The organism is Pseudomonas putida (assembly GCF_050989985.1).
GTDB classification, from domain to species: Bacteria; Pseudomonadota; Gammaproteobacteria; order Pseudomonadales; family Pseudomonadaceae; genus Aquipseudomonas; species Aquipseudomonas putida_AI.
In genome coordinates this window covers 3816665-3841159 of sequence record NZ_CP158815.1, presented here as the reverse complement: position 1 = coordinate 3841159, position 24495 = coordinate 3816665, and the positions used below count along the sequence as shown (strand labels likewise).

Genomic DNA, 24495 nt, shown 5'->3' with positions numbered 1-24495 from the left:
AATCAGTCCACAAACAAAGTGGCAGGTTGTTCGAGCAGGCCGCGCACGGCCTGGATGAAGAGTGCCGCATCCATGCCGTCGACCACGCGATGATCGAAGGAGCTGGAGAGGTTCATCATCTTGCGGATCACCACCTGGCCTTTGATCACCATCGGCCGTTCGACGATCTTGTTCACGCCGACAATCGCCACTTCCGGCAGGTTCAGCACCGGCGTACTGACAATGCCGCCCAACGCACCGAGGCTGGTCAGGGTAATGCTGGAACCGGACAGCTCATCGCGGCTGGCCTTGCCGTTGCGCGCGGCGGTAGCCAGGCGCGAAATCTCCGCTGCGTTGTCCCACAGGCTGCGCGCTTCGGCGTGACGCACCACCGGCACCATCAAGCCGATATCCGCCTGGGTGGCGATGCCCACATGCACCGCGCCGAGGCGGGTGATGACCTGGGCTTCGTCGTCGTAGCGGGCGTTGATCTGCGGGAAGTCGCGCAGGGCGACGACCAGCGCGCGGACCAGGAACGGCAGCAGGGTCAGCTTGCCGCGGGTCGCGCCGTGTTTTTCGTTCAAGTGCGCGCGCAACTCTTCCACGGCGGTCACGTCGATTTCCTCGACATAACTGAAGTGGGCGGCGCGTTGGGTGGCGTCCTGCATGCGCTGGGCAATCTTGCGGCGCATGCCGATCACCTGGATCTGCTCTTCGTCGTTACGCTGGGCGTAAGCGCTGCTGACGGACGAAGCGTTGGATTGACCTTGGGCCAGATAGGCATCGAGGTCTTCGTGCAGCACGCGACCGGCGGGGCCGGTGCCGCGCACCAGGCGCAGCTGAATACCGAGGTCCAGCGCATGTTTGCGCACGGCCGGGGAGGCCAGCGGGCGCTCATCGGCTTCGCGAGCGACCATCGGGCCCTGGCAAACGGCTGCCGGGCGAGGTGCCGCCGGGGCCGGTTTGCTTTCAGCCACCGCTTCAACTTTCGCCGCGGCCACTGCTGGCGCTTCTTTCACGGCAGCCGGCGCTGGAGCCGCGGACTCTTTAACGTTGCCCGCGCCTTCGACTTCAATGCTGATCAGCACACTGCCGACCGCCATGACTTCGCCCGGCTGGCCGCCAAGGGCGATGACCTTGCCATGCACCGGCGAGGGAATATCCACCATCGCCTTGTCGGTCATGACATCGGCCAGCACCTGATCCTCGACGACCATGTCGCCAACCTTCACGTGCCATACCGACAATTCAACTTCTGCGATGCCTTCGCCAATGTCCGGCATCTTGATAACGTGCGTGCCCATTCAGACCTCCATGACCCGTTTCAACGCCGCGCCCACACGGGACGGCCCTGGGAAATACGCCCACTCTTGCGCGTGCGGGTAGGGGGTGTCCCAGCCGGTGACGCGTTCGATCGGCGCTTCCAGGTGGTGGAAGCAGTGCTCTTGCACCAGTGCGGCCAGTTCAGCGCCGAAACCGCAGGTGCGGGTCGCTTCGTGCACGATCACGCAGCGGCCGGTTTTCTTCACCGACTTGGTGATGGTTTCCAGATCCAGCGGCCACAGGCTGCGCAGGTCGATGACTTCAGCGTCCACTCCGCTTTCTTCAGCAGCCACTTGCGACACGTAGACGGTGGTGCCGTAGGTCAGCACGGTGACGTCCTTGCCCGGACGGGCGATGGCGGCAACGTCCAGCGGCACGGTGTAGTAGCCGTCCGGAACCTGTGCGGCGGGGTGTTTCGACCACGGGGTCACCGGGCGCTCGTGGTGGCCGTCGAACGGGCCGTTGTACAGGCGCTTGGGCTCCAGGAAGATTACCGGGTCATCGTTTTCGATGGAGGCGATCAGCAGGCCCTTGGCGTCGTAGGGGTTGGACGGCATGACCGTGCGCAGGCCGCACACCTGGGTGAACAGCGCCTCGATGCTCTGGCTGTGGGTCTGGCCGCCGTAGATGCCGCCGCCGCAAGGCATGCGCAGGGTCATCGGCGCGGTGAACTCGCCGGCCGAGCGATAACGCAGGCGCGCGGCTTCGGAGATGATCTGGTCGTAGGCCGGGTACACGTAGTCGGCGAACTGGATTTCCACCACCGGGCGCAGGCCGTAGGCACCCATGCCCACGGCGGTGCCGACGATGCCGCTTTCGGAGATCGGCGCGTCGAACACCCGGGAAGTGCCGTACTTGCTCTGCAGGCCTTCGGTGCAACGGAACACGCCGCCGAAGTAACCGACGTCCTGGCCGAACACCACCACGTTGTCGTCGCGCTCAAGCATCACGTCCATGGCCGAGCGCAGGGCCTGGATCATGGTCATGGTGGTCGTGGTCATGGCGGTTTCCAGCGCAATATTGTTGTTGTGATCGTTCATGTCAGATCCCCAGCTGCTGACGCTGGCGCTTCAAGTGCTCCGGCATCTCTTTGTAGACGTCTTCGAACATGGTCGCGGCGCTTGGAATCTGGCCACCGGCGAGGGTGCCGAACTGTTCGGCCTGCTTCTGCGCGGCGATCACTTCGGCTTCCAGCTCGGCGCTGACGGCAGCGTGTTCCTCTTCGGACCACTGGCCGACCTTGATCAGGTGCTGCTTGAGGCGCGCGATCGGATCGCCCAGCGGGAAGTGGCTCCAGTCGTCGGCCGGACGGTATTTGGACGGATCGTCGGAGGTGGAGTGCGGGCCGGCGCGGTAGGTGACCCACTCGATCATGGTCGGGCCCAGGCCCCGGCGGGCGCGTTCGGCGGCCCAGGCGGAAGCGGCGTAGACCGCGTAGAAATCGTTGCCATCGACGCGCAGGGACGCGATGCCGCAACCGACGCCACGACCGGCGAAGGTGGTGGCTTCACCACCGGCAATCGCCTGGAAGGTGGAGATGGCCCACTGGTTGTTGACCACGTTGAGGATCACCGGCGCGCGGTACACGTGGGCGAAGGTCAGGGCAGTGTGGAAGTCCGACTCGGCGGTGGCGCCGTCGCCGATCCAGGCCGAGGCGATCTTGGTGTCGCCCTTGATCGCCGACGCCATGCCCCAGCCGACCGCCTGGACGAATTGAGTGGCGAGGTTGCCGGAAATGGTGAAGAAGCCGGCTTCCTTGACCGAGTACATGATCGGCAACTGACGGCCCTTGAGCGGATCGCGCTCGTTGGACAACAGCTGGCAGATCAGGTCCACCAGCGGCACGTCGCGGGCCATGAGGATGCTTTGCTGGCGGTAAGTCGGGAAGCACATGTCGTCGATGTTCAACGCCAGGGCCTGGGCGCTGCCGATGGCTTCTTCGCCAAGGCTCTGCATGTAGAAGGACATCTTCTTCTGACGCTGGGCAACCACCATGCGGTTGTCGTAGATCCGCGTCTTGAGCATGGCGCGCATGCCTTTGCGCAGAATCTCCACCGGCACGCCTTCGGCCCATGGGCCCAGGGCGTTGCCCTGATCGTCGAGCACGCGAATCAGGCCGCGGGCCAGGTCGGCCGTGTCGGAGGGTTCAACGTCGATTGGGGGTTTGCGCACCGTACCGGCATCGGTCAGATGCAGGTAGGAGAAGTCGGTTTTGCAGCCGGGGCGGCCCGAGGGTTCGGGGACGTGCAGGCGCAGCGGTTCGTACGCTTGGTTCATGGCTTCTACGCTCGATCTTGTGAATTTCTTGTAGTGAGCTGACAGATTTCGTTCTGTAGAAGAAATCTTGTCCTACAACAATCATAGGCCCGGCCAAGAAGAATATTTCTCTCTGTTTCGTTGCACTGGAGACTATTTGCAGATAAAAAATCCATATACGAATAAAAAACAGGTGGTTTTGTCTCATGCGCAAACTGGACCGTACCGACATCGGCATTCTCAACAGCCTCCAGGAGAACGCGCGCATCACCAACGCCGACCTGGCGCGTTCGGTGAACCTGTCGCCGACGCCTTGTTTCAACCGGGTCAAGGCAATGGAGGAGCTGGGTGTCATTCGCGAGCAAGTCACGCTGCTCGATGCCGACATGCTGGGGCTGCACGTGAACGTGTTCATCCATGTCAGCCTGGAAAAGCAGGTGGAGAGGGCGTTGCAGCATTTCGAGGACGCGATTTCCGATCGCCCTGAAGTGATGGAGTGCTACCTGATGGCCGGCGACCCGGACTACCTGATCCGGGTACTGGTGCCGAGCATCCAGTCGCTGGAGCGTTTCATGATGGACTTTCTGACCAAGGTGCCGGGGGTGGCGAACATCCGTTCGAGCTTTGCGCTCAAGCAGGTGCGCTACAAGACCGCGCTACCGTTGCCGGCCAACGGCTTGACGCTGGATATCTGAAATACCCCAACCCCTGTGGGAGCGAGCCTGCTCGCGATTGGGCCATCAGATTCAACAACAAAGTTGACTGACAGTCCGCCATCGCGAGCAGGCTCGCTCCCACAGGTCAGAATTTATTGAGGGGGATTTTCAGATAGGTCACGCCGTTATCTTCAGCCGGTGGCATATTCCCCGCCCGCACATTGACCTGAATCGCCGGCAGCAACAGCGTCGGCATGCCCAACCCGGCATCGCGCGTCGTGCGCATGGTGACAAAGGCTGCTTCGTCGATGCCGTCGCGCACATGGATGTTGCTTTTACGCTGCTCGCCCACCGTGGTCATGCAACGCGGCTCGCGGCCCGCGGGCGGGTAGTCGTGGCAGACGTAAAGGCGTACGCCAGCGGGGAAGGCCAGCAGTTTCTGGATAGAGGCGAACATCTGGTTGGCGTTGCCGCCGGGAAAGTCGCAGCGCGCGGTGCCCACGTCCGGCATGAACAGCGTGTCGCCCACCAGGATCTGCTCGCCGTCGATCAGGTAAGCCATGTCCGCCGGGGTGTGCCCGGGGACGTGCAGGGCGGTCGCCCTGAGGTTGCCGATCATGAAGGATTCGTCGGGGGCGAACAGATGATCGAACTGCGAACCGTCAATGCAGAATTGCGGCTCAAGATTGAACAGCGCCTTGAACACGTTCTGCACCTTGCAGATCGATTGGCCGATGGCGATCTTGCCGCCCAGTTCCCGGCGCAGGTACGGCGCGGCGGACAGGTGATCGGCATGGGCGTGGGTTTCCAGCAGCCACTGCACCTGCAACCGGTGTTCGCGCACGAACGTGATGATCCGGTCGGCCTGCACAGTGGTGGTACGCCCGGCGGCGGGGTTGTAGTCGAGCACCGGATCGACGATCGCGCATTGCCCGCCATCGGTATCAAAGATCACGTAGCTGTAGGTGGACGAGGCATCGTCGAAAAACGCTTCAATCTGGGCAGGCATGGGGTGGATTCTGTCGTGGACAAGCCATGAGGTTAGTTTCATTTTCCCTGCGCTGACCAGTCCTTGAGTCAAATCCAGTTACGAAAAACAGCGTGCGGGCTCTATCCTGTCATCTATCGATACCGGGCGTTCCCGGCCTTTGTCATGGATTACGAGCGTTTTATGTTGCTGGCGAGTTTTTTTGGTGTGGTGATGGGGTTGGTACTGGGCCTGACTGGAGCCGGCGGCGGCATTCTGGCCGTACCGGCGCTGGTGCTGGGCCTGGGATGGAGCATGACCCACGCGGCGCCGGTCGCGCTGTTCGCGGTGGGCAGTTCGGCGGCGGTCGGGGCGATCGATGGATTGCGGCATGGACTGGTGCGCTACCGCGCGGCGCTGCTGATTGCCGCGCTCGGCGCGGTGTTCTCGCCGGTGGGCATCTACTTCGCCCATCAGTTGCCGGAAAAGATCCTGATGATCCTGTTCAGCCTGCTGATGGTCATGGTTGCCGCGCGGATGTTGCGCCGTGAGCGCAAGGACGAAGGGCCCAGCGATCACGGGCATGCCAACTGGGGGCAGAAAAACTGCATGCTCGACCAGCACACCGGGCGTTTATCCTGGACCGCCAAATGCACCGCGACCCTCGCGGCCCTCGGTGCGGTGACGGGCGTGGTCTCGGGGTTGCTTGGCGTGGGGGGCGGGTTTCTGATCGTGCCGGCCTTCAAGCAACTGACCGACGTGCAAATGCGCGGGATCATCGCCACGTCGCTGATGGTGATCAGCCTGATCTCGGCCATCGGCGTGGTCGGCGCTCTGCACGCCGGAGTACGCATCGACGGCCTTGGCGCGGCGTTCATTGCTTCCAGCATCGTCGGCATGATCGTCGGCCGCAAACTCTGCGCACGGGTGCCGGCGCGGGTGTTGCAGGTGGGGTTCGCCAGCGTCTGCATGGTGGTTGCCGCCTATATGCTCATAAACGCGGCGCTCTAATCCGGATATTTGCCCTCCTGTAGGAGCGAGCTTGCTCGCGATGCACCCGAGAACACAGCGGGGCATCAGGTACCCAGCGTTATCGTTGTCGTCCATCGCGAGCAAGCTCGCTCCTACAGGAGTGACATCCGCCATCGGGCTTACACCCTTGGTGGCGAGCCCTGCCGACAGGCGGTCTTACGCCGTAACTGTCGCGCATCACCGGCCATTCCAAAGCACCTGAAAACCGCCCCCAAGGCAGCGTATGGCGCCGCCTGCCCGCTTTCGATAATCGCCTCCGACAACTCGTCCCCAGTCGCGGAGCGCGCCATGCACAACAATAAGAACTTCACGCATCATTTCCTGCCGGCCTTGATTGCGAGCCTGTCCACCTTCGGCCTGAGTGCCACCGCCGAGGCCGACATCATGCTGTACGACAAGGACCAGACCACGTTCTCCACCGACGGATACATCAATGCCTTCTACGTCAACAGCGATGTCGACCGTGCCGGCGACCAGTTCGACCGCCGCCAGTCACGGGTGAAAATGGGCTTTCTGCCCAACTACCTGGGTTTCAACATGGGAAAGCAGGTCGATGACCTCAAGCTCGGTGCCCGCGCCTCGTTCTGGGTGACGATCAACGACAGCGAAACCAATGGCACCGACACCGCCATCGATGTGCGGCAGTTCTACGGCACCGTCGCCAACCCGCAGTGGGGTGAAGTGTTGATCGGCAAGGACTTCGGCCTGTTTGCCCGCTCCAACATCCTGCTCGATGAGCTGCTCGCCGGTTACGGTCAGGTCAGCGATACCCTGGGCCTGGTGGATGGCGGCGGGGTGTCGTTCGGCAACATCGGCACCGGTTATCCGTACCCTTTCCCGACCTCGCAAATCACCTACCGCACCCCGGTGATGGACGGTCTGCGCGTAGCGGTGGGGATCATGGACCCGGTGGACACCAACGACAGCAGCCCGACCGGCAAGGCCTACCAGGAAAACCCGCGTACCGAGAGCGAGATCACGTACCAGTTCGACGTCGCCGGGGCGAAGATCTACAGCTGGATCAACGGCAGCTACCAGACCTCGGACAATACTGATTCCAGCGTGGAGACCGTGACGTCCAAAGGCGTCGGTTACGGCGTGCAGGCGAAAATGGGCGGCCTGTCCCTGACCGGCTCCGGTTTCCAGGCCAAGGGTATCAACCCGTTTTTCACCAACAACGCCGGCGAGCCGACCCTGCGTAACGTCGACAGCGACGGTTACCTGTTGCAGGGCTCCTACAAACTGGGCAAGAACCGCCTGGCGCTGTCCTACGGCAAGACCAATGACGATGGCAACGGCGTGGTCGGCAGCGGCGCAGACTACGAAACCCGGGGCATTGCGCTGTTCCATGACGTCAACGACAACCTGAAACTGGTGGCCGAGTACAACCAGTTCGAAATCAACGGCCATGACACCAGTGCCCAGAACGAAGATACCGATACCTTCGCGGTGGGAGCGGTGTTGACCTGGTAACAGAGAAGTCGGCATCACGACCATTCCCTGTGGGAGCGAGCCTGCTCGCGATGGTGTATCAGCCGGCATCGTCGTAGCTGACACACCATCGCGAGCAGGCTCGCTCCCACAAGGGAACTTGAGTTGTTCTGCAGATATCGCCCGGTTCTCATCCCATCGAAGCGGCTACCCGCTACCCAAGTAGCATTCGTCCCGCCCCTCAGCCTTCGTACACTCGTGCCTCATATACACGCACCTGCGGGGGTGGCGATGCAGCAGGTCCATAACGAAGGTGTCGTCAGCGCCATGTCGCTCGCCACCGACCCGCAGCAGGCGGCGCAGGAACTGGCGCGGCAGTTGCTGCATCCGAATCTGGGTTTCGTGCTGTTCTTCTGTTCCGCCGAATACGATTTGCCGGCGCTGGGCCACGCCTTGCAGCAAAGTTTCGGCGGGATCCGCCTGGCCGGTTGCACCAGCGCCGGGGAAATCACCCCGCTGGGCTATGGACGCAATTGCGTGACGGCGATGGGCTTCGATCATCGGCACTTTTCCATCGCCCTGGAACTGATCGATGAAATGGAGCACTTCAGCCTGATCGACGCACAGCAGATGGTCGAGCGTCTGGTGGGTGGCTGTCGCAGCAACACCCTGGCCCCGATCAAGGGCAACAGCTTTGCCCTGACCCTGCTCGATGGCCTGTCCAGCCGCGAAGAGATGGTATTGGCCGCCTTGAGTGCGGCGCTCGGTGCCATTCCGCATTTCGGCGGCTCGGCCGGGGACGACAACTACCTGACTCACACCCACGTTTACTTCGACGGCGGCTTCCACAGTGGCGCGGCGGTGGTGGTGCTGGTCAATACCTGGCTGGACTTCGAAGTGTTCACCACCCATCACCTGCAGCCTCAGGCGCAGAAGCTGGTGGTCACCGGGGCCGACAGCGCCTCGCGACGGGTCTTCGAACTCAACGCCGAGCCGGCCGCCGCCGAGTATGCCCGGCACATCGGTGTGCCGGTGGCCGAGCTCGACCACCGGATCTTCGCCGCGCATCCCTTGGCCGTGCGCATCAACGAACAGTATTACGTGCGCGCCATCCAGCAGGTTCATCCGGATTTGAGCCTGAGTTTCTACTGCGCGGTGGAGAACGGCATTGTCCTCACCGCCATGACCCCGGGCCCGTTGTTGCCGAATCTGCAAAGCCTGTTCGATGGCTTGCAGGAGCGGCTCGGCGATTTGTTGCTGACCATCGGCTGCGACTGTTTCCTGCGGCGCCTGGAACTGGAAGACCACGGCAGCCTGGAGCAGGTCGGGGCGTTTTTGCGCGAGCAGCGCGTGATGGGGTTCAACTCCTACGGAGAACAGTTCAATGGCATGCACATCAACCAGACCTTCACCGGCGTTGCCATTGCCCGGGGCCGGTCCCTCGGAAAACGCTGAGCTGCAGGCGCAGATCGCCGCCCTGCAACATGACAATCAAAAGCTGCAACGCATCAACGCAGCGCTGATCGAACGTATCGAGTCCGGCGTCACCCGTGGCAACGATCCTTATGCGGCCTTCCAGCATTCGGTGGTGCTGGCCGAGCAGGTGCGTGAGCGCACCGATGCCTTGAACCAGGCCATGGCCGAACTCAAGGCCGGCAACCATCTGCTCAGCGAAGCCCGCCTGCGCGCCGAAACGGCCCATCAACACCTGATCGACGCCATCGAAAGCATTTCCGATGCCTTCGTGCTGTTCGACGCCGAGCAGCGCATTGTCCTGTTCAACAGTCGCTTCAAGGCGTTCTGGAGCAACAGCCGGGTGCGGATCCACGCCGGTATGCGCCTGGTCGAGGTCAAGCGCCTGATGCTCAACAACGGGATGTTTGCCGAAGAACCCCGCGGGCATGCCGAGGAAAACCTGCTGTACCGCCTGCAGGACGGTCGCTGGCTGCAAGTCAGCGAACGGCCGACCCAGGAAGGCGGGCGGGTGATCCTGTTCACCGACATTACCGACGTCAAGCTCAGCGAAACCGTGCGCCGCGAGCAGGCGTTGGCGCAGAAGTCGCACCTGTTGCAACGGGCGGTCGACAACCTGTCCCAGGGGGTGGCGATGGTCAACGCCGAAGGCATTCTGGAGTTGTGGAACCGGCGGTTTCTCGAACTCAGTGGCCTGGCGCCGGTGGCGGCCCATCGGCCGTTTGCCGAAGTGATCGCCGACAGCGAGTTGACCCTGCTGACCCCGGCCAGCCGTGGCGCCAATGGCCGGCCGGTGCAGGAATGCGAACAGCGCCTGGAAGATGGCCGGGTCCTGGAGATCCGTACCCATCCGTTACCTACCGGCGGTTTCGTCAACACCTTCACCGACATCACCGAACGCTACCAGCACGCCGAAGCCCTGAGTGAGAGCGAGCGCTGGATTCGCCTGATCACCGACCATGTGCCGGCGTTGATCGCCTACCTCAATGCCGATCTGGTCTACGAATTCACCAACAAGGTCTACGAAGAATGGTACTGCTGGCCGCGCGGGGTGATGCTCGGCCAGAGCCTGCGCGAAGTGCACAGCGAACAGCACTACCAGCGCCTGGAGGCCTACGTGGCCAGGGCGCTGGCCGGGGAGAGCGTGACCTTCGAGTTCGCCGAGACCAACGTCAACAATCAGGAGCGCTACATGCTGCGTTCCTATGTGCCCAACCGCCTGGCCAGCGGCGAGGTGGTGGGGATTTTCGTGCTGATTCGCGACATCACCGAGCGCCGCCGTACCGCCGAAGCCTTGCATCAGGCCTATCAGAACCTTGAACTGCGGGTGCGCGAACGCACCGCCGAACTGACCGACCTCAATGGCCAGCTGCTGCGGGAAATCGACGAGCGTCGCCGGGTCGAATCACGCTTGCGCGAGGCCAAGCTGGAAGCGGAACAGGCCAACCTGTCGAAGACCAAGTTTCTCGCCGCCGTCAGCCACGACCTGTTGCAGCCGCTGAACGCCGCGAGACTGTTCACCAGCGCCTTGCTTGAACGTCGCGAGCCGATCTGCAACGACATCCTGGTGCGCAATGTCAGCAATTCCCTGGAAGACGTGGAGACCCTGCTGGGTACGCTGGTGGACATTTCCAAGCTCGATGCCGGGGTGATCAAGGCCGACATAGCCCCGTTCGCCTTGAGCGAACTGCTGGAAAACCTCGCCGCCGAGTACACCCAGGTGGCGCGCAGCGAAGGCCTGCAACTGCATTTCATCGGCTGTTCGGCACTGGTGCGCAGCGACATCCAGTTGCTGGCGCGGATCCTGCGCAACCTGTTGAGCAACGCCATTCGCTACACCTACAGCGGCCGCGTGGTGCTGGGGTGCCGTCGGCATCGCCAGCGCCTGTCGATTCAGGTCTGGGACACCGGCATGGGCATCGCCGAGGATCGCCTGGAAGAAATTTTCCAGGAGTTCAAGCGCGGTGATGTACAACGCCCGGACCAGGATCGTGGGCTGGGCCTGGGTCTGGCGATCGTCGAAAAGATTGCCGGCATTCTTGGGCACCGCATCCAGGTGCGTTCCTGGCCGGGCAAGGGCTCGCTGTTCTCGGTGGAAGTGCCGTTGAGTGCCACGGCCCCCAAGCCAATGCCGAGCCCGCCGATGACCGAGCCCATGCTCGAACGGCTGCGCGGTGCGAAGGTCTGGGTGCTGGACAACGACGCGACCATCTGCGCCGGCATGCGTACCTTGCTGGAGGGCTGGGGTTGCGTGGTGGTGACGGCGCTGTCGGAGGAGGACCTGGCGCGGCAGGTGGACAATTACCATGCCGAGGCGGATTTGCTGATTGCCGATTACCACTTGGACAACGACCGCAACGGCGTCGATGCCGTGGCCCGGATCAATGCCCGTCGGGCCAGTGCGATTCCGGTGATGATGATCACCGCCAATTACAGCAACGACCTCAAGCAGAAGATCCGCGAACTGGGCCATACCCTGATGCACAAGCCCGTGCGGCCGATGAAGCTCAAGACGGCGATGAGTCACTTGCTCGGCAGGCCTTGAGCCTGATCGTTCCCACGCTCTGCGTGGGAATGCAGCCCGGGACGCTCCGCGTCCCTTCCAGAGCCGAACGCGGAGCGTCCGTTGAGGCATTCCCACGCAGAGCGTGGGAACGATCAGCAGGGGCGGTCAACGGCGCAAATAAGACCCGAAATCAATATCCCCGGCACTCAGGATCGCCTGCACGCGGTTGTGCACGTTGAGCTTGCGCAGGATCGCCGAGACATGGGCCTTGACTGTGGTTTCGGCGATTTCCAGGGTGTAGGCAATCTGTTTGTTCGATTCGCCCTTGGTCATCCGTTCCAGCACCTGCAACTGCTTGCGGGTCAGGGCCTGTAGCAATTCCGGCGGGATGCTCGGGGTGTCGTTCATGCGCCGGTGCGAACTGCTGTTGCCCGTACGGATGATGTCTGGAGGCAGGTAGACGTTGCCGTTGAGAATCTGCTGGATCGCATCGGTCATCTGTGTGCGGGGCGAGGACTTGGTGATGAAACCCACCGCCCCGTAAGTGATGGCCTGCAGGACGATCTGCTTGTCCTGTTCGGCGGAGACGATCACCACCGGAATGGTCGGTGCTTCGTTACGCAGGTTGATCAGGCCATTGAGCCCGTGCATGCCGGGCATGTTCAGGTCGAGGAGGATCAGGTCCAGGTCGTCGTGTTCCTGGGTCAGCGCCAGGGCGCTGTCGAGGTCGGCGGTTTCCATGACCTCGCTGCCGGAAAAACCATCGCTGATGACGTTGTGAATGGCTTCGCGAAACAGCGGGTGATCGTCGGCAATCAGAATTTTGTACATGGCCTTTCACCTCATTATTTTGATTATGGTGTGGCAACAACGTGCACGCGTAAAGCTCAGGGAAAGGGTTCGGGCTGGGCCGGGGTCACCGGCAGGTTGGCCGCTTGCCAGGCATCCAGGCCATCGCGGTACCAATACAGTGATTTATAGCCCAGGCGCGCGGCGCGCCTGACCGCGTTCCAGCTCAACCAGCAGTCGGCGCGGCAGTAGAAGACCAGCGGTTGCGTCAGGTCGCCGCCGGTCAGCTTTTGCAGGTTGCCCGCAAAGTAGTCCTGCCATTGTGGCGTCAGCTCGCCGTCGCCGGTGTTGGCCAGCCAATGGCTGCCGGGCAGGTTTTCGTGGGGCTGGTCTTCGATGAAGCGACCTTGCAGCCATTGGCGGCGATAGACATCGATCAGCACCGGGCGCGGGTTTTGCTCAAGCAGGGTTTGCAGGACCGGTGTATCGATGATGGTCGCGTCCTGCATGAGGTCCGGCGTGGGGCTGCGGTACAGGTCGATGCGATAGCCATCGGGGGAAAACAACGGCGTTTGCGCCTGCGCGCCCGCCAGCCACAGGCTGAGCGACAACGCAGCGAGAGTTGGACGCAACAGGCGACGTCGGGCACGCGGCATGGGGATTGATCCTTATCGTTATGCGCCCATTACATGCCAGTGGCGGTGCGTTGGGAATGCGACGATAGGCAGGTGGAACCAGTACTAAAGTAGTAAATTTCCCCCGTTCAATGAAGAACCCCTGTAGGAGCGAGCCTGCTCGCGATTTTGGTGGCACATCAAACACTGATGTGGCTGACAGATCGCAATCGCGAGCAGGCTCGCTCCTACAGGGGATTGGTGTTGTTAGCTGGATTTGCGTAACGCCGCATGTTGGGGGTTGAAGGTCAGCACGGCGAGCAGTGCGAATACCAGCGTCAGCCCCGCACAAACTCCCAACGCCAGCGGATTGAACCGCTCATACAGGGCAAAACGCACCAGCTCCACCGCATGGCTGAACGGGTTCACCGCGCACAGCCAATACAACCATTCGCTGGCCTCGCGCATTTTCCATAGCGGATACAGCGCCGAGGACAAGAAGAACAGCGGGAAGATCACGAAATTCATCACCCCGGCGAAGTTCTCCAGCTGGCGGATGGCGTTGGACAGCAACAACCCCAGGGCGCTGAGCATCAATGCCACCAGCAACAGGGCGGGCAGGGCCAGCAACAGGCCCATGGCCGGTGGCTGCACGCCGTAGACCCAGGCAATCGCCAGGAAGGCATACACCTGCAGCAGCGAGATCAGCGACGTCGCCAGTAGTTTGCTGCAGAGCAGGAATGTCCGGGGCAGGGGGCTGGTCAGCAGCACGCGCATGCTGCCCATTTCCCGGTCGTAGACCATCGACAGCGACCCCTGCATGCCGTTAAACAGCAGGATCATGCAGGCCAGGCCCGGAATGATGTAGACCTCGTAGGGAATGTAGGTGTCGTAGGGCTCGATGATGGCGATGCCCAGGGCTGCGCGAAAACCGGCGGCGAACACCAGCAGCCACAGCAGCGGCCGCACCAGGGCGCTGAGAAACCGTGTGCGTTGCAGCACAAAGCGCAGCCACTCGCGCAGGACGATACCGCTGAAACATTGCCAGTAAGCGTTCATCGGGCAGCTCCGGTGGTGGTCAGGCGAGTGAACGCCGAATCGAGGTCGCCGCCGTGTTCCAGGCTCAGCGCATCGGCCTGCCCGCTGGCGACCAGCCGGCCCTGATGGAGTATCAGCAAGTCGTCGCTGGGCTGTACTTCATCGAGCAAATGGGTGGTCCAGAGCACGCTGATCTGCTGTTCGCGGCACAGGCTGCGAATATGCCGATTGAGCGCCAGGCGACTGGCCGGATCGAGGCCGGCGCTGGCTTCATCCAGCAACAACAGGCGCGGTTGATGCAGCAGGGCGCGGGCGATTTCCACCCTGCGGCGATGGCCGCCATTGAGGTTGCGCACCCGCTCGGCACGACGCTCATCCAGGCCCTGGCGGGCCAGTTCGGCGTCGACGCGCAGGCCGGTCTCACGTCGCGACAAGCCATGCAGGGCTGCGTGATAACGCAGGTTCTGCTCGACGCTGAGGTCCAGGTCCAGCGTGCTTTGCTGGAACACCACGCCCAGCTGTTTGAGCGCCGGGCGCGGCGCTTTGCGTAATGAACAGCCGCCCACCCGGATATCGCCGTGCTGCAGATCATAGAGCCGGGTCAGCAGGGCGATCAGCGTTGACTTGCCCGCGCCGTTGGGTCCCAGCAACGCAGCAAATCGCCCGGGTGCCAGGCTGAAACTCACCTGGCGCAAGGCCTCCCGGGCGCCATAGGAGAAACTCAGGTCGCTGACTTCCAGGGCGTTCATGGCGTCACCACCACGCCCCATGGATAGCGTCCGACCTTCACCGACTTGCTGACCTTGAGGCTGTCGACGTCGATCACCGACACATCGCCGCTGACCCCATTGGTGGCGAGCAGCTGTTTCTGGTCAGGGGTGAACGCCAGTTGCCAGACGCGCCGGCCCACCAGCAGGTAGTCGAGTATCTCGAAGGTCTTGGCGTCGATCACCGCCACGTGATTGGCCGGGCCCAGGGCCACGAAGGCGTATTTGCCGTCGGCGCTGAGCTTGATGCCTACCGGCTGCACTTTGTCCGGGTGCACGCCCTTGATCTGGAAGTTCAGGGTCTTGAGGACGTTGCGGTTGGCGACGTCGAGGATCGTCACCGTGCCGCCGATTTCCGCCGAGGCCCAGAGCTGCTTGCCGTCATTGCTGAACTCGACGAAACGCGGGCGCTGATCCACCAGGGTGCTGTCGGCCAGGGACTGGGTGCTGGTGTCGATCCAGTGCAGCATGTTGGTGGTTTCACTGGTGTTGACCGCCCATTTGCCGTCGGGGCTGACGGCCATGCCTTCGGGCTCGACGCCGACGTTGATCTGGCCGAGGACCTTGGAGGTCTCGGTGTCGATCACTGTCACCAGCGCATCGTCTTCGTTGGAGACGTACAGCCAGCGGTTGTTGGGGTGCAGGGCGAATTGCTCGGGGTCTTTGCCCGACGGCAGTTCCTTGATGATCTTGCGGGTGGCCACGTCCATCACCTGGACCCGGTCCGAGTCGCTGGCGCAGATGTACAGCAACTTGTTGTCATGGGACAGCAGCAGGCCACGGGGGCGCTGGCCGACGGGCAGGGTCTCGGTGACTTGCAGGGTCTGCATGTCGATCAGGCTCAGGTTGTTGTCCTTTTCATTGGAGACCCAGGCGGTGCTGGCGGCGGCGTGGCCAGCCGCGAGGAGCAGGGCGCAAGTGAGCAGGCTGCGGCAAGAGAGAGTGCGGCGCATGGCAGTGTCCTTGTTGTCGTTGTTGTTCAGGGAAAGCGGCAGCTGACCTCGGGCTTGTCGTAACCCAGGCTGTCCATCTCGTTGAAAGGGTGCAAAAAACCGTCCTGGGGCGAAGTGCTGACCAGTGCCCGGGGTTGCACGATGGGGATCGGCTGGCGCAATTGGCCGTTCCACGGGCGGTAACTGAGCTTGCGTCCCTTGAACCCGTCCAGCGGCAACTGATCGCTGATTTCCAGGGCGCGGATGGCCATCGGATCGGTCTGGCGCAGTTTGCTCACGGCGCTGGCGACGCTGCGCACGGCGATCCACGCAGCGAAGTCGCGGTCGTTCATCCAGCGTCCGGCGAGGGCCTCGAAGCGCTTTTGCAACTGGGCAGCGCCGTAGGTTTCCACGGTCTTGTGCCAACCCACCGGGGTCAGGCCCTGGGTGCCGGCGACCGGGCGCGGGTACCAGGTCTGGTAGGGCACGTATTCGCCGAAGTCGCCGCGCTCGTCCGCCACCAGCACCACGTCGTATTCGGCGGTCTGGGTGAACAGCGGTATGTCGGCCTGGGCGCTGCGCCGTTGATCGTTATCGAAGCTCCAGGGTTTCTCCGCCACCAGTTGCAGGCCGAAGCGCTTGGTTGCGCGACGCAGGGCCGCGGCATAGGCCTGATCGTCCGGCGTCGGGCCGACGATCAGTAGCGCCCGTTGCCACTTGCGCACCACCAGGAACTGCGCCAGCGCATCGGCCAGCATCGCCCGGCTCGGCAGGCTGTGCAGCACGTTCGGCAGGCAATCGGTGGTGCGCAGGCTGTCGTCGGCGCTGCCGGCATTGAACAGCAGGCTGTCGGGCAGGGCCGCACTGAGTTGGCGCAGGCTGCTGGCAGGGGCATTCACCACGAACAGGCGCAGGCCCTGTTCGTGTTGGGTCTTCGCCGCGCTGAGCAAGGCTTCGGGGCTGTCGACGCTGGCGCTTTCCAGGCTGTAGCTGTGATTGAGAAAACGCCCGGTGCTGTTGCTGTCGATGATCGCCAGTTCAGCGCCGCGCAGTCCGGCGTCGGTGGGTTCGGGAATGACGTTGGACAGCAGCGGGCCGGGGTCGAGGCGATAGCCCAGGTAGCCGATCCGTACCTGCAAGGGCGCGTCCGCGGCCTGGCTTTGGGTCGCCAGCCCGGCGGCACAGGCAATCGCCAACAGGTAGATCAGGGCGTAAGGGGCAAGCTGGCGCATAGGGCACTCCATTACAGGTAGCGCCAGCATAGGAAGCCCCAGGCATCGTGGAAATATGCAGAAAGTACCGACGAGCCAGTACCAAGGTAGTAGCTGCGGGCGGTCGGCGCGGTTCTAGCATGGGTTCCTGCGGCCATGACTCCAGGGGGACTGACCATGCGCATCGTCAAGGCACTGCTTTTGCCATTTTTGCTGATCCTGACCCTGATCGGCGTCGACCGGCTTCACGGTCCGCGCCCACATGATCCGGGCGTCCCGCCAAACGCCTTACTACCAAGGAATTAGACGCCGGCCACCAAAGCAGCATGGGGCCGCAGCGCCCGGGTTTCTAAGATGGCCGCCATAGCCTCTGCCAAGAGGTTTTGCGTGCAACCTGAGGGCATAACAATGACAAACAAACGCAACGCCTTGATCGTCACCGCACTGCTGGCCGGACTTATCAGTGCCGGTTCCGCCTGGGCCCACGGCAATGTGGTGCCGCAGGCTGTGGAAACCAAAGGCCTGACGCCCATCAAGGATGCCGGCGTGAAGCTCGATGCCGATGGCTGGGCGTCGGTGAACCCGTACCGTACCTCCCCGGAACACGATAAGGCGGTGGAAATCGGCGCGTCGGCCTACAACCAGAACTGCGCGGCCTGTCATGGCCTGGAAGCCAAGTCCGGTGGCATCGCCCCCGATTTGCGCATGCTCGATGCCGCTGACGCCGGCGATGAATGGTTCGTCGAGCGGGTGCGCAATGGCGCAGTGCGCGACGGCCGGGTGTACATGCCGAAAATGGCCGACTACCTGAGTCAGGAAGCGTTGTGGGCGGTTCGCACTTATCTGGACACCGTGCACGTCGAGGAGTGACGCCATGCGCCTGCTTGCGATGTTGCTCGGCGCGGTGTGGCTGTGCTGCCAGTCGGTGCAGGCGCAGGTGCGCAACTACGACGAGATGATCGCCGCCGGGGAGCTGAAGGTGGCGGTCTACAAGGACTTCGCCCCCTACAGTTTCGAGCAGGCCGGTCAGCCCCGGGGCGTCGATGTGGAGCTGGCCGAGGCCCTGGCCAAGGCGTTGGGCGTGCGCCTGACGCTGATCTGGGCGCCGCCCGGTGAAAAGCTCGACGACGACCTGCGCGATTACATCTGGCGCGCCAGTGCCTTGCACAACCAGCAACTGGCCGACCTGATGATGCGCGTGCCCTACGACCGCGATTACGCGCAAAAGCGCAATGAATTCGGCGAACTGGAGAACGGCCATGTGGTGATGTTCGGCCCGTACCAGAACGAGCAATGGCAAGTCGCCTATGACCGTCGCCGCCTGGACAAGGTCGCCAGCGTCGCGGTGTTCGAGCAGCACCCGATCGGCGTCGAAGTCGACAGCGTGCCGTCGTTCTACCTGACGTCGGTGTTCAACGGCATGCTCGCCGGCAAGACCCATCACTACCCGGGCGTGTCCCAGGCATTTGCCGCGATGAAGGCCGGCGAAGTCGACGCGGTCATGGCCATGCGCGGCGAGATCGACTGGCAGGTGCATGAAGCCGCCGACCCACAACTGGCATTGGCGGAGAACGCCTACCCGAACATGGGCAAGCAGCTCTGGGAGATCGGCATGGCGGTGCACGAGAGCAACCGGCAACTGGCCTATGCGGTGGAGGAGGCGCTTGAAGGGTTGATCCGCGAGGGCGCGGTGAAAACCATCTACGGCCATTACGGCCTGCGCTACGACGTGCCCGAGATGTATCAATAGGAGCCGGCGATGAAATGGCAAAGGAATTGTCTGTTGGTCTGCTGCTTGAGCCTGGCGGCCCATGCCGCCGCTGTCGATCCGGGTAAAGACCCGGTGCCGTCGGTGATGTGGGGGTTCTACCACAAGCAAATGCTGGGCGATGGGCCGTTCGTGTTCGATGAACGGGTCAAGCTGCTGGCACCACCGTTCGCCGAAGACGCGCGGCAAGTGCCGCTGGAGATCGACGCCCGGGCGTTCGAGGGCGACGTGGTGAGAATCCTCGCTTGGGCGGAACTCAACCCCTTGCCGAAAATCGTCGATTTCGAACCCTTGGCCGGTGTGTTGCCGTGGCTGTCGATCCGCATCCGTGTCGAGCAGGCCACACCCTTGCGCGCGGCGGTGCTGACCCGTGACGGGTTGTGGCATGTCGGTTCAACCCTGATCGATGCGGCGGGCGGCGGCTGCACCGCGCCGAGCGTGGTGCGCACCCAGCCGGGTTGGGAGGAGCGCATGGGTGAGGTGCTGGGCGGCCGTTATCCGCGCCAGGACTTCAGTCGCCTGCGCTTGCAGGTGGCGCATCCGATGGACAACGGCATGGTCAGTGGCATCCCGGAGTTCTTTATCAATCATGCCGAGCTGCGCGATCAGCAGGATCAACTGTTGGCCCGCCTCGAACTGTTCCCCGCCGTCAGCGAAAACCCCAGCCTGGCCTTTGATCTGGAGGGGGCAGGGCAGACGCACCTGTTGTTGCGCGATAACAGCGGCAATCAATTCGATGCGGCCATTCCCTGAGCCCCCATTTCCGAGCCCCATTTCCTGAAACAGGAGCCTGACATGCGCTGGATGCTGCTGTTGTTCGTCGCCCTCGGCCTGCCGGCCATGGCCGACCTCGAATACTCGCTCAAGCCCAGGCAGATCGCCGAAGACACCTGGCTGCTGGAGGGCAGCACCGATAATTTCGCCAAGGACAACGGCGGCAATATCGTCAACACCGCGTTCATCGTCACCGAGCGCGGCGTGGTGGTGATCGATACCGGGTCGTCGAAGCGTTATGGCGAGGCCATGCGCCGGGCGATTGCCGCCACCACCGACAAACCGGTGATCGAGGTCCTGCTGACCCACCATCACCCCGACCATGTGCTGGGCAACCAGGCGTTCAGCGATGTGCCGATTGGCGCACTGGCCGGTACTGCCGAATTGCTGCAACAGCAGGGCGATGCCATGGCCGAAAACATGTACCGGCTGGTGGGGGACTGGATGCGCGGCACCGAAGTGCTGTTGCCGAGCGAAACCCTGGCCCCCGGGGTGAAAAGTTTTGGGAATCACGATTTGCGCCTGATAGGTCTGGGTGGGCATACGGGCGCGGATCTGGCTATTCTCGACCAGCAAACCGGCGTGCTGTTCGCCGGGGACCTGGTGTTTTATCAACGGGCCCTGACCACGCCCAACAGTCCGGGCCTGTCGGTGTGGCTGGCCGACATTGCGACCCTGCAGGCTTTGCCCTGGACGCTGATCGTGCCCGGCCACGGCCCCATCGCAAGCGACCCGCAGCCCTTGGTGCAGATGCGCGACTACCTGGGCTGGCTCGACCAGCTGATGCGCGAGGGCGCGGCCAATGGCAGCGACATGGCCGAGATGATCCGCAGCCCCATCCCCGAGCGATTCGCCGGGATCAGTTTGAGTCGCTATGAACTGATTCGCAGCGTGAGCCATTTGTATCCGCGCTATGAGCGGGCGCAGATGACGCGAGTCGATTCCAACGCGCAGCAATAATCAACACCGCCCCCCTGTAGGAGCGAGCCTGCTCGCGATGAACCCGAGAACACCGCGGGGTGTCAGGCCTCCAGCGTTATCGTTGACCACCATCGCGAGCAGGCTCGCTCCTACAGGGGGAGTCGCGCGATCCACACCCAACCCTGTACCAAGGAACTAGAAATCTCCACATTGCGGCCAATTGTTGTCCAGGCGCCGGCGCCCAAGAATCTGCACCAGACCGGGAAATTTCCCGCGAATACAACAAAAACCGCAGAGGAAGCCGTCATGACTCAACCCGCACGTCGCCAGCCCTTCGTCCTGAGCCTGTTGCTCAGTGCCATGCTGTTGTCCGGCCAGGCATTGGCCGGGGTTTCCGACCAGGACATTCTCCAGGACCCGAAGAACCCCGAGCAGGTCGTGACCAACGGCCTGGGCGTTCAGGGTCAGCGCTACAGCCCGCTGGACATTCTCAACGTCGATAACGTCAAGGAGCTGCGCCCGGCGTGGGCGTTCTCGTTCGGCGGCGAAAAGCAGCGTGGCCAGCAGGCGCAGCCGATGGTCAAGGACGGCGTGATGTACATGACCGGCTCCTACTCGCGGGTGTTCGCCGTGGATGCGCGCACCGGCAAGAAGCTCTGGCAATACGATGCGCGCCTGCCGGATGACATTCGCCCTTGCTGCGACGTGATCAACCGAGGCGTCGCGCTGTACGGCGACCTGGTGATCTTCGGCACCCTCGACGCCAAGCTCGTGGCGCTGAACAAGGACACCGGCAAGGTGGTCTGGAGCAAGAAAGTCGCCGACCACAAGGAAGGCTATTCGATCAGCGCCGCGCCGCTGGTGATCAACGGCAAGCTGATTACCGGCGTGGCCGGTGGCGAGTTCGGCGTGGTGGGCAAGATCGAGGCCTACGACCCGAAAAACGGTGACCTGCTGTGGACCCGGCCGACGGTCGAAGGCCATATGGGCTACGTGTACAAGGACGGCAAGGCCGTTGAAAACGGCATCTCCGGTGGCGAGGCGGGCAAGACCTGGCCGGGCGACCTGTGGAAGACCGGCGGTGCGGCGCCCTGGCTGGGCGGCTACTACGACCCGGAAACCAACCTGCTGCTGTTCGGCACCGGCAACCCGGCACCGTGGAACTCGCACCTGCGGCCGGGCGACAACCTCTACTCGTCGTCGCGCCTGGCGCTCAACCCGGACGACGGCACCATCAAATGGCACTTCCAGAGCACACCCCACGACGGTTGGGACTTTGACGGCGTGAACGAACTGGTGTCGTTCAACTACAGCGAAGGCGGCAAGGAAATCAAAGCGGCGGCCACCGCCGATCGTAACGGCTTCTTCTACGTGCTGGATCGCACCAACGGCAAATTCATCCGTGGCTTCCCGTTCGTGGACAAAATCACTTGGGCCACCGGCCTGGATAAAGACGGCCGTCCGATCTACAACGAAGCCAGCCGCCCCGGGGCACCGGGTACCGAAGCCAAGGGCAGTTCGGTGTTCGTGGCGCCGGCGTTCCTGGGCGCGAAAAACTGGATGCCGATGGCCTACAACAGGGACACCGGCCTGTTCTACGTGCCGTCCAACGAGTGGGGCATGGACATCTGGAACGAGGGCATCGCCTACAAGAAGGGCGCGGCGTTCCTCGGTGCGGGCTTCACCATCAAGCCATTGAATGAAGACTACATCGGCGTATTGCGCGCCATCGACCCGAAAACCGGCAAGGAAGTCTGGCGGCACAAGAACTTCGCGCCACTGTGGGGCGGGGTGCTCACCACCAAGGGCAACCTGGTGTTCACCGGCACGCCGGAAGGTTTCCTGCAGGCGTTCAATGCCAAGACCGGCGAGAAGGTCTGGGAATTCCAGACCGGCTCCGGCGTACTGGGCTCGCCCGTGACCTGGGAAATGGACGGCGAGCAGTACGTCTCGGTGCTCTCCGGCTGGGGCGGCGCCGTACCGCTGTGGGGCGGCGAAGTGGCCAAGCGGGTGAAGGACTTCAACCAGGGCGGCATGCTCTGGACCTTCAAGTTGCCGAAGGATCTGGTGGCCAAGCACTGATCCCGAGCCCAACACCTGCCCCCTGTGGGAGCGAGCCTGCTCGCGATGAGGCCAGCACATCCAACAATGATGTCGCCTGACACACCGCCATCGCGAGCAAGCTCGCTCCCACAGGTTCTTGTGCCGTTCTCGAATCATGCAATCGACACCAAACCCTGTGGGAGCGTGGCTTGCCCGCGAAGGGGCCGGCACAGTCAACAAAGTTGTCGACTGACATACCGTCATCGCGAGCAGGCTCGCTCCCACAAGGATTGTTCCCATATTTGGATTTGCGCAGGACCTACTACCAAATAACGAGAGCCCCTCCTGCCAACGATGCATTCGTGCGGCGCGCGGGGCTCTCTAGTATCGGTTCATCGCCTGTCGCCACGGCAGGCACAGACCCAGACAGAGGCCTCATCATGATCTACGCCCAACCCGGAACACCTGGCGCCGTCGTTTCCTTCAAGCCTCGCTACGGCAACTTCATCGGCGGTCAATTCGTCGCGCCGGTCAATGGCGAGTACTTCACCAACACCTCGCCGGTGAACGGCGAAGTGATTGCCGAGTTCCCGCGCTCCAGCGCCGCCGACATCGACAAGGCCCTTGACGCCGCCCATGCCGCCGCTGACGCCTGGGGCAAGACCTCGGCCCAGGATCGCTCCCTGGTGTTGCTGAAAATCGCCGACCGCATCGAACAGAACCTGGAAATCCTCGCCGTCACCGAGACTTGGGACAACGGCAAGGCCGTGCGCGAAACCCTCAACGCCGACGTGCCGCTGGCGGCCGACCATTTCCGTTATTTCGCCGGCTGCATCCGCGCCCAGGAAGGCGGCGCCGCCGAAATCAACGAGCTGACCACCGCCTATCACTTCCACGAGCCGTTGGGCGTGGTCGGGCAAATCATTCCGTGGAACTTCCCGTTGCTGATGGCCGCCTGGAAACTCGCACCCGCCCTGGCCGCCGGCAACTGCATCGTACTCAAGCCGGCGGAGCAGACGCCGCTGTCGATCATGATCTTCGCCGAACTGATCGCCGACCTGCTGCCAGCGGGCGTGCTGAACATCGTCCAGGGTTTCGGTCGCGAAGCCGGCGAGGCGCTGGCCACCAGCAAACGCATCGCCAAGATCGCCTTCACCGGCTCGACTCCGGTGGGTGCGCACATCCTGCATTGCGCCGCCGAGAACATCATCCCGAGCACCGTTGAACTGGGCGGCAAGTCGCCGAACATCTTCTTCGAAGACATCATGCAGGCCGAGCCCGCGTTCATCGAGAAAGCCGCCGAGGGCCTGGTGCTGGCGTTCTTCAACCAGGGTGAAGTCTGCACCTGTCCGTCCCGGGCACTGGTGCAGGAATCGATCTATGAGCCGTTCATGGCCGAGGTGATGAAGAAGATCGTCAAGATCAAGCGCGGCAACCCGCTGGACACCGACACCATGGTCGGCGCCCAGGCGTCGGAGCAGCAATACGACAAGATCCTCTCGTACCTGAACATCGCCCAGGAAGAGGGCGCCCAGTTGCTCACCGGCGGCGCGGCCGAGCGCCTGGAGGGTGACCTGTCCAGCGGCTATTACATCCAGCCGACCCTGCTCAAGGGTACCAACAACATGCGCGTGTTCCAGGAAGAAATCTTCGGCCCGGTGGTGGGTGTCACCACCTTCAAGGACGAAGCCGAAGCCCTGGCGATTGCCAACGACACCGAGTTCGGTCTCGGCGCCGGCCTGTGGACCCGCGACATCAACCGCGCCTATCGCATGGGCCGGGCGATCAAGGCCGGACGTGTTTGGACCAACTGCTACCACCTGTACCCGGCGCATGCCGCGTTCGGCGGCTACAAGAAGTCCGGCGTCGGTCGGGAGAACCACAAGATGATGCTCGATCATTATCAGCAGACCAAGAACCTGCTGGTGAGCTACGACATCAATCCGCTTGGATTCTTCTAACCCCTCAAGAACACCACCAACCAAATGTGGGAGCGGGCTTGCTCGCGAATGCGC

The 24495-nt window shown here is 62.9% G+C and carries 21 protein-coding genes; 11 read left to right on the top strand and 10 right to left on the bottom strand.

All coding sequences use genetic code 11. The features are described 5' to 3' along the window. Positions 1-2: 2 nt before the first annotated feature. From ABTV29_RS17630 to ABTV29_RS17620, 3 genes are read right to left on the bottom strand one after another with little or no spacing between them, the layout of a single operon-like run. Entirely contained in the window at positions 3-1283 is a 1281-nt protein-coding gene (locus ABTV29_RS17630; RefSeq protein WP_433765848.1) for a dihydrolipoamide acetyltransferase family protein, read from the bottom strand. Continuing rightward, positions 1284-2342, bottom strand: coding sequence for an alpha-ketoacid dehydrogenase subunit beta (locus tag ABTV29_RS17625; RefSeq protein ID WP_433765846.1), 1059 nt, complete (start codon positions 2340-2342; stop codon positions 1284-1286). It abuts the gene before it with no gap. A 1-nt stretch (position 2343) separates the two neighbouring features. Beyond that, positions 2344-3579, bottom strand: coding sequence for a 3-methyl-2-oxobutanoate dehydrogenase (2-methylpropanoyl-transferring) subunit alpha (locus tag ABTV29_RS17620; RefSeq protein WP_433765844.1), 1236 nt, complete (start codon positions 3577-3579; stop codon positions 2344-2346). Between the two features lie 185 nt (positions 3580-3764). On the opposite strand from ABTV29_RS17620, the gene bkdR reads away from it, so the two are divergent. After that, positions 3765-4253 carry a Bkd operon transcriptional regulator BkdR gene (bkdR, locus tag ABTV29_RS17615; protein ID WP_175391116.1) on the top strand — a complete coding sequence of 163 codons (489 nt, stop codon included), beginning with the start codon at positions 3765-3767 and terminating at the stop codon, positions 4251-4253. A 106-nt stretch (positions 4254-4359) separates the two neighbouring features. Here bkdR and ABTV29_RS17610 read toward each other — a convergent pair whose 3' ends face one another. Next, positions 4360-5223, bottom strand: coding sequence for an MBL fold metallo-hydrolase (locus tag ABTV29_RS17610; protein WP_433765842.1), 864 nt, complete (start codon positions 5221-5223; stop codon positions 4360-4362). Positions 5224-5385: 162 nt separating this feature from the next. On the opposite strand from ABTV29_RS17610, the gene ABTV29_RS17605 reads away from it, so the two are divergent. From ABTV29_RS17605 to nahK, 4 genes are all read left to right on the top strand, one after another. Next, on the top strand, positions 5386-6192 hold the full coding sequence (locus ABTV29_RS17605; RefSeq protein ID WP_433765840.1) for a sulfite exporter TauE/SafE family protein: 807 nt from the start codon (positions 5386-5388) through the stop codon (positions 6190-6192). Between the two features lie 309 nt (positions 6193-6501). Then, positions 6502-7686, top strand: a complete 1185-nt coding sequence (locus ABTV29_RS17600; RefSeq protein WP_433765838.1) for a porin — start codon at positions 6502-6504, stop codon at positions 7684-7686. A 249-nt stretch (positions 7687-7935) separates the two neighbouring features. Then, positions 7936-9099 carry a nitric oxide-sensing protein NosP gene (nosP, locus tag ABTV29_RS17595; RefSeq protein ID WP_433765836.1) on the top strand — a complete coding sequence of 388 codons (1164 nt, stop codon included), beginning with the start codon at positions 7936-7938 and terminating at the stop codon, positions 9097-9099. Next, positions 9068-11662: a hybrid sensor histidine kinase/response regulator NahK/ErcS' gene (gene nahK, locus ABTV29_RS17590; RefSeq protein ID WP_433771920.1), complete on the top strand. Its 2595-nt coding sequence runs from the start codon at positions 9068-9070 to the stop codon at positions 11660-11662. Before nosP ends, nahK begins: the two co-directional genes overlap by 32 nt. Positions 11663-11788: 126 nt before the next feature. Here the strand turns inward: nahK and ABTV29_RS17585 are convergent, their stop codons facing one another. The 6 genes from ABTV29_RS17585 to ABTV29_RS17560 all read right to left on the bottom strand — a co-directional run bounded on the left by ABTV29_RS17585 (position 11789) and on the right by ABTV29_RS17560 (position 16995). Continuing rightward, positions 11789-12454: a response regulator gene (locus ABTV29_RS17585; protein WP_433765835.1), complete on the bottom strand. Its 666-nt coding sequence runs from the start codon at positions 12452-12454 to the stop codon at positions 11789-11791. Between the two features lie 56 nt (positions 12455-12510). After that, positions 12511-13068 (bottom strand): PQQ-dependent catabolism-associated CXXCW motif protein, encoded by a 558-nt coding sequence (locus tag ABTV29_RS17580; RefSeq protein ID WP_433765833.1) that lies wholly within the window; start codon positions 13066-13068, stop codon positions 12511-12513. A 225-nt stretch (positions 13069-13293) separates the two neighbouring features. After that, positions 13294-14085, bottom strand: a complete 792-nt coding sequence (locus tag ABTV29_RS17575) for an ABC transporter permease (RefSeq protein WP_433765831.1) — start codon at positions 14083-14085, stop codon at positions 13294-13296. Then, positions 14082-14813: an ABC transporter ATP-binding protein gene (locus tag ABTV29_RS17570; RefSeq protein ID WP_433765829.1), complete on the bottom strand. Its 732-nt coding sequence runs from the start codon at positions 14811-14813 to the stop codon at positions 14082-14084. The genes ABTV29_RS17575 and ABTV29_RS17570 overlap by 4 nt, the downstream gene beginning before the upstream one ends. After that, positions 14810-15784: a YVTN family beta-propeller repeat protein gene (locus ABTV29_RS17565; protein ID WP_433765827.1), complete on the bottom strand. Its 975-nt coding sequence runs from the start codon at positions 15782-15784 to the stop codon at positions 14810-14812. Before ABTV29_RS17565 ends, ABTV29_RS17570 begins: the two co-directional genes overlap by 4 nt. A gap of 26 nt (positions 15785-15810) precedes the next feature. Further along, positions 15811-16995: an ABC transporter substrate-binding protein gene (locus ABTV29_RS17560; protein ID WP_433765826.1), complete on the bottom strand. Its 1185-nt coding sequence runs from the start codon at positions 16993-16995 to the stop codon at positions 15811-15813. A gap of 387 nt (positions 16996-17382) precedes the next feature. On the opposite strand from ABTV29_RS17560, the gene pedF reads away from it, so the two are divergent. From pedF to exaC, 6 genes are all read left to right on the top strand, one after another. Further along, a complete protein-coding gene (pedF, locus tag ABTV29_RS17555) occupies positions 17383-17844 on the top strand; it encodes a cytochrome c-550 PedF (RefSeq protein ID WP_433765824.1) in 462 nt (153 codons plus the stop codon). 4 nt (positions 17845-17848) lie between these two features. Beyond that, positions 17849-18724, top strand: coding sequence for a substrate-binding periplasmic protein (locus ABTV29_RS17550; RefSeq protein WP_433765822.1), 876 nt, complete (start codon positions 17849-17851; stop codon positions 18722-18724). Positions 18725-18733: 9 nt separating this feature from the next. Beyond that, positions 18734-19495, top strand: a complete 762-nt coding sequence (locus ABTV29_RS17545) for a quinoprotein dehydrogenase-associated SoxYZ-like carrier (RefSeq protein ID WP_433765820.1) — start codon at positions 18734-18736, stop codon at positions 19493-19495. Positions 19496-19537: 42 nt separating this feature from the next. After that, positions 19538-20476 carry a quinoprotein relay system zinc metallohydrolase 1 gene (locus tag ABTV29_RS17540; RefSeq protein ID WP_433765819.1) on the top strand — a complete coding sequence of 313 codons (939 nt, stop codon included), beginning with the start codon at positions 19538-19540 and terminating at the stop codon, positions 20474-20476. Between the two features lie 267 nt (positions 20477-20743). Beyond that, positions 20744-22519, top strand: coding sequence for a PQQ-dependent methanol/ethanol family dehydrogenase (locus ABTV29_RS17535; RefSeq protein WP_433765817.1), 1776 nt, complete (start codon positions 20744-20746; stop codon positions 22517-22519). Positions 22520-22920: 401 nt separating this feature from the next. Further along, on the top strand, positions 22921-24441 hold the full coding sequence (gene exaC, locus ABTV29_RS17530) for an acetaldehyde dehydrogenase ExaC (RefSeq protein ID WP_433765815.1): 1521 nt from the start codon (positions 22921-22923) through the stop codon (positions 24439-24441). Positions 24442-24495: the final 54 nt, after the last annotated feature.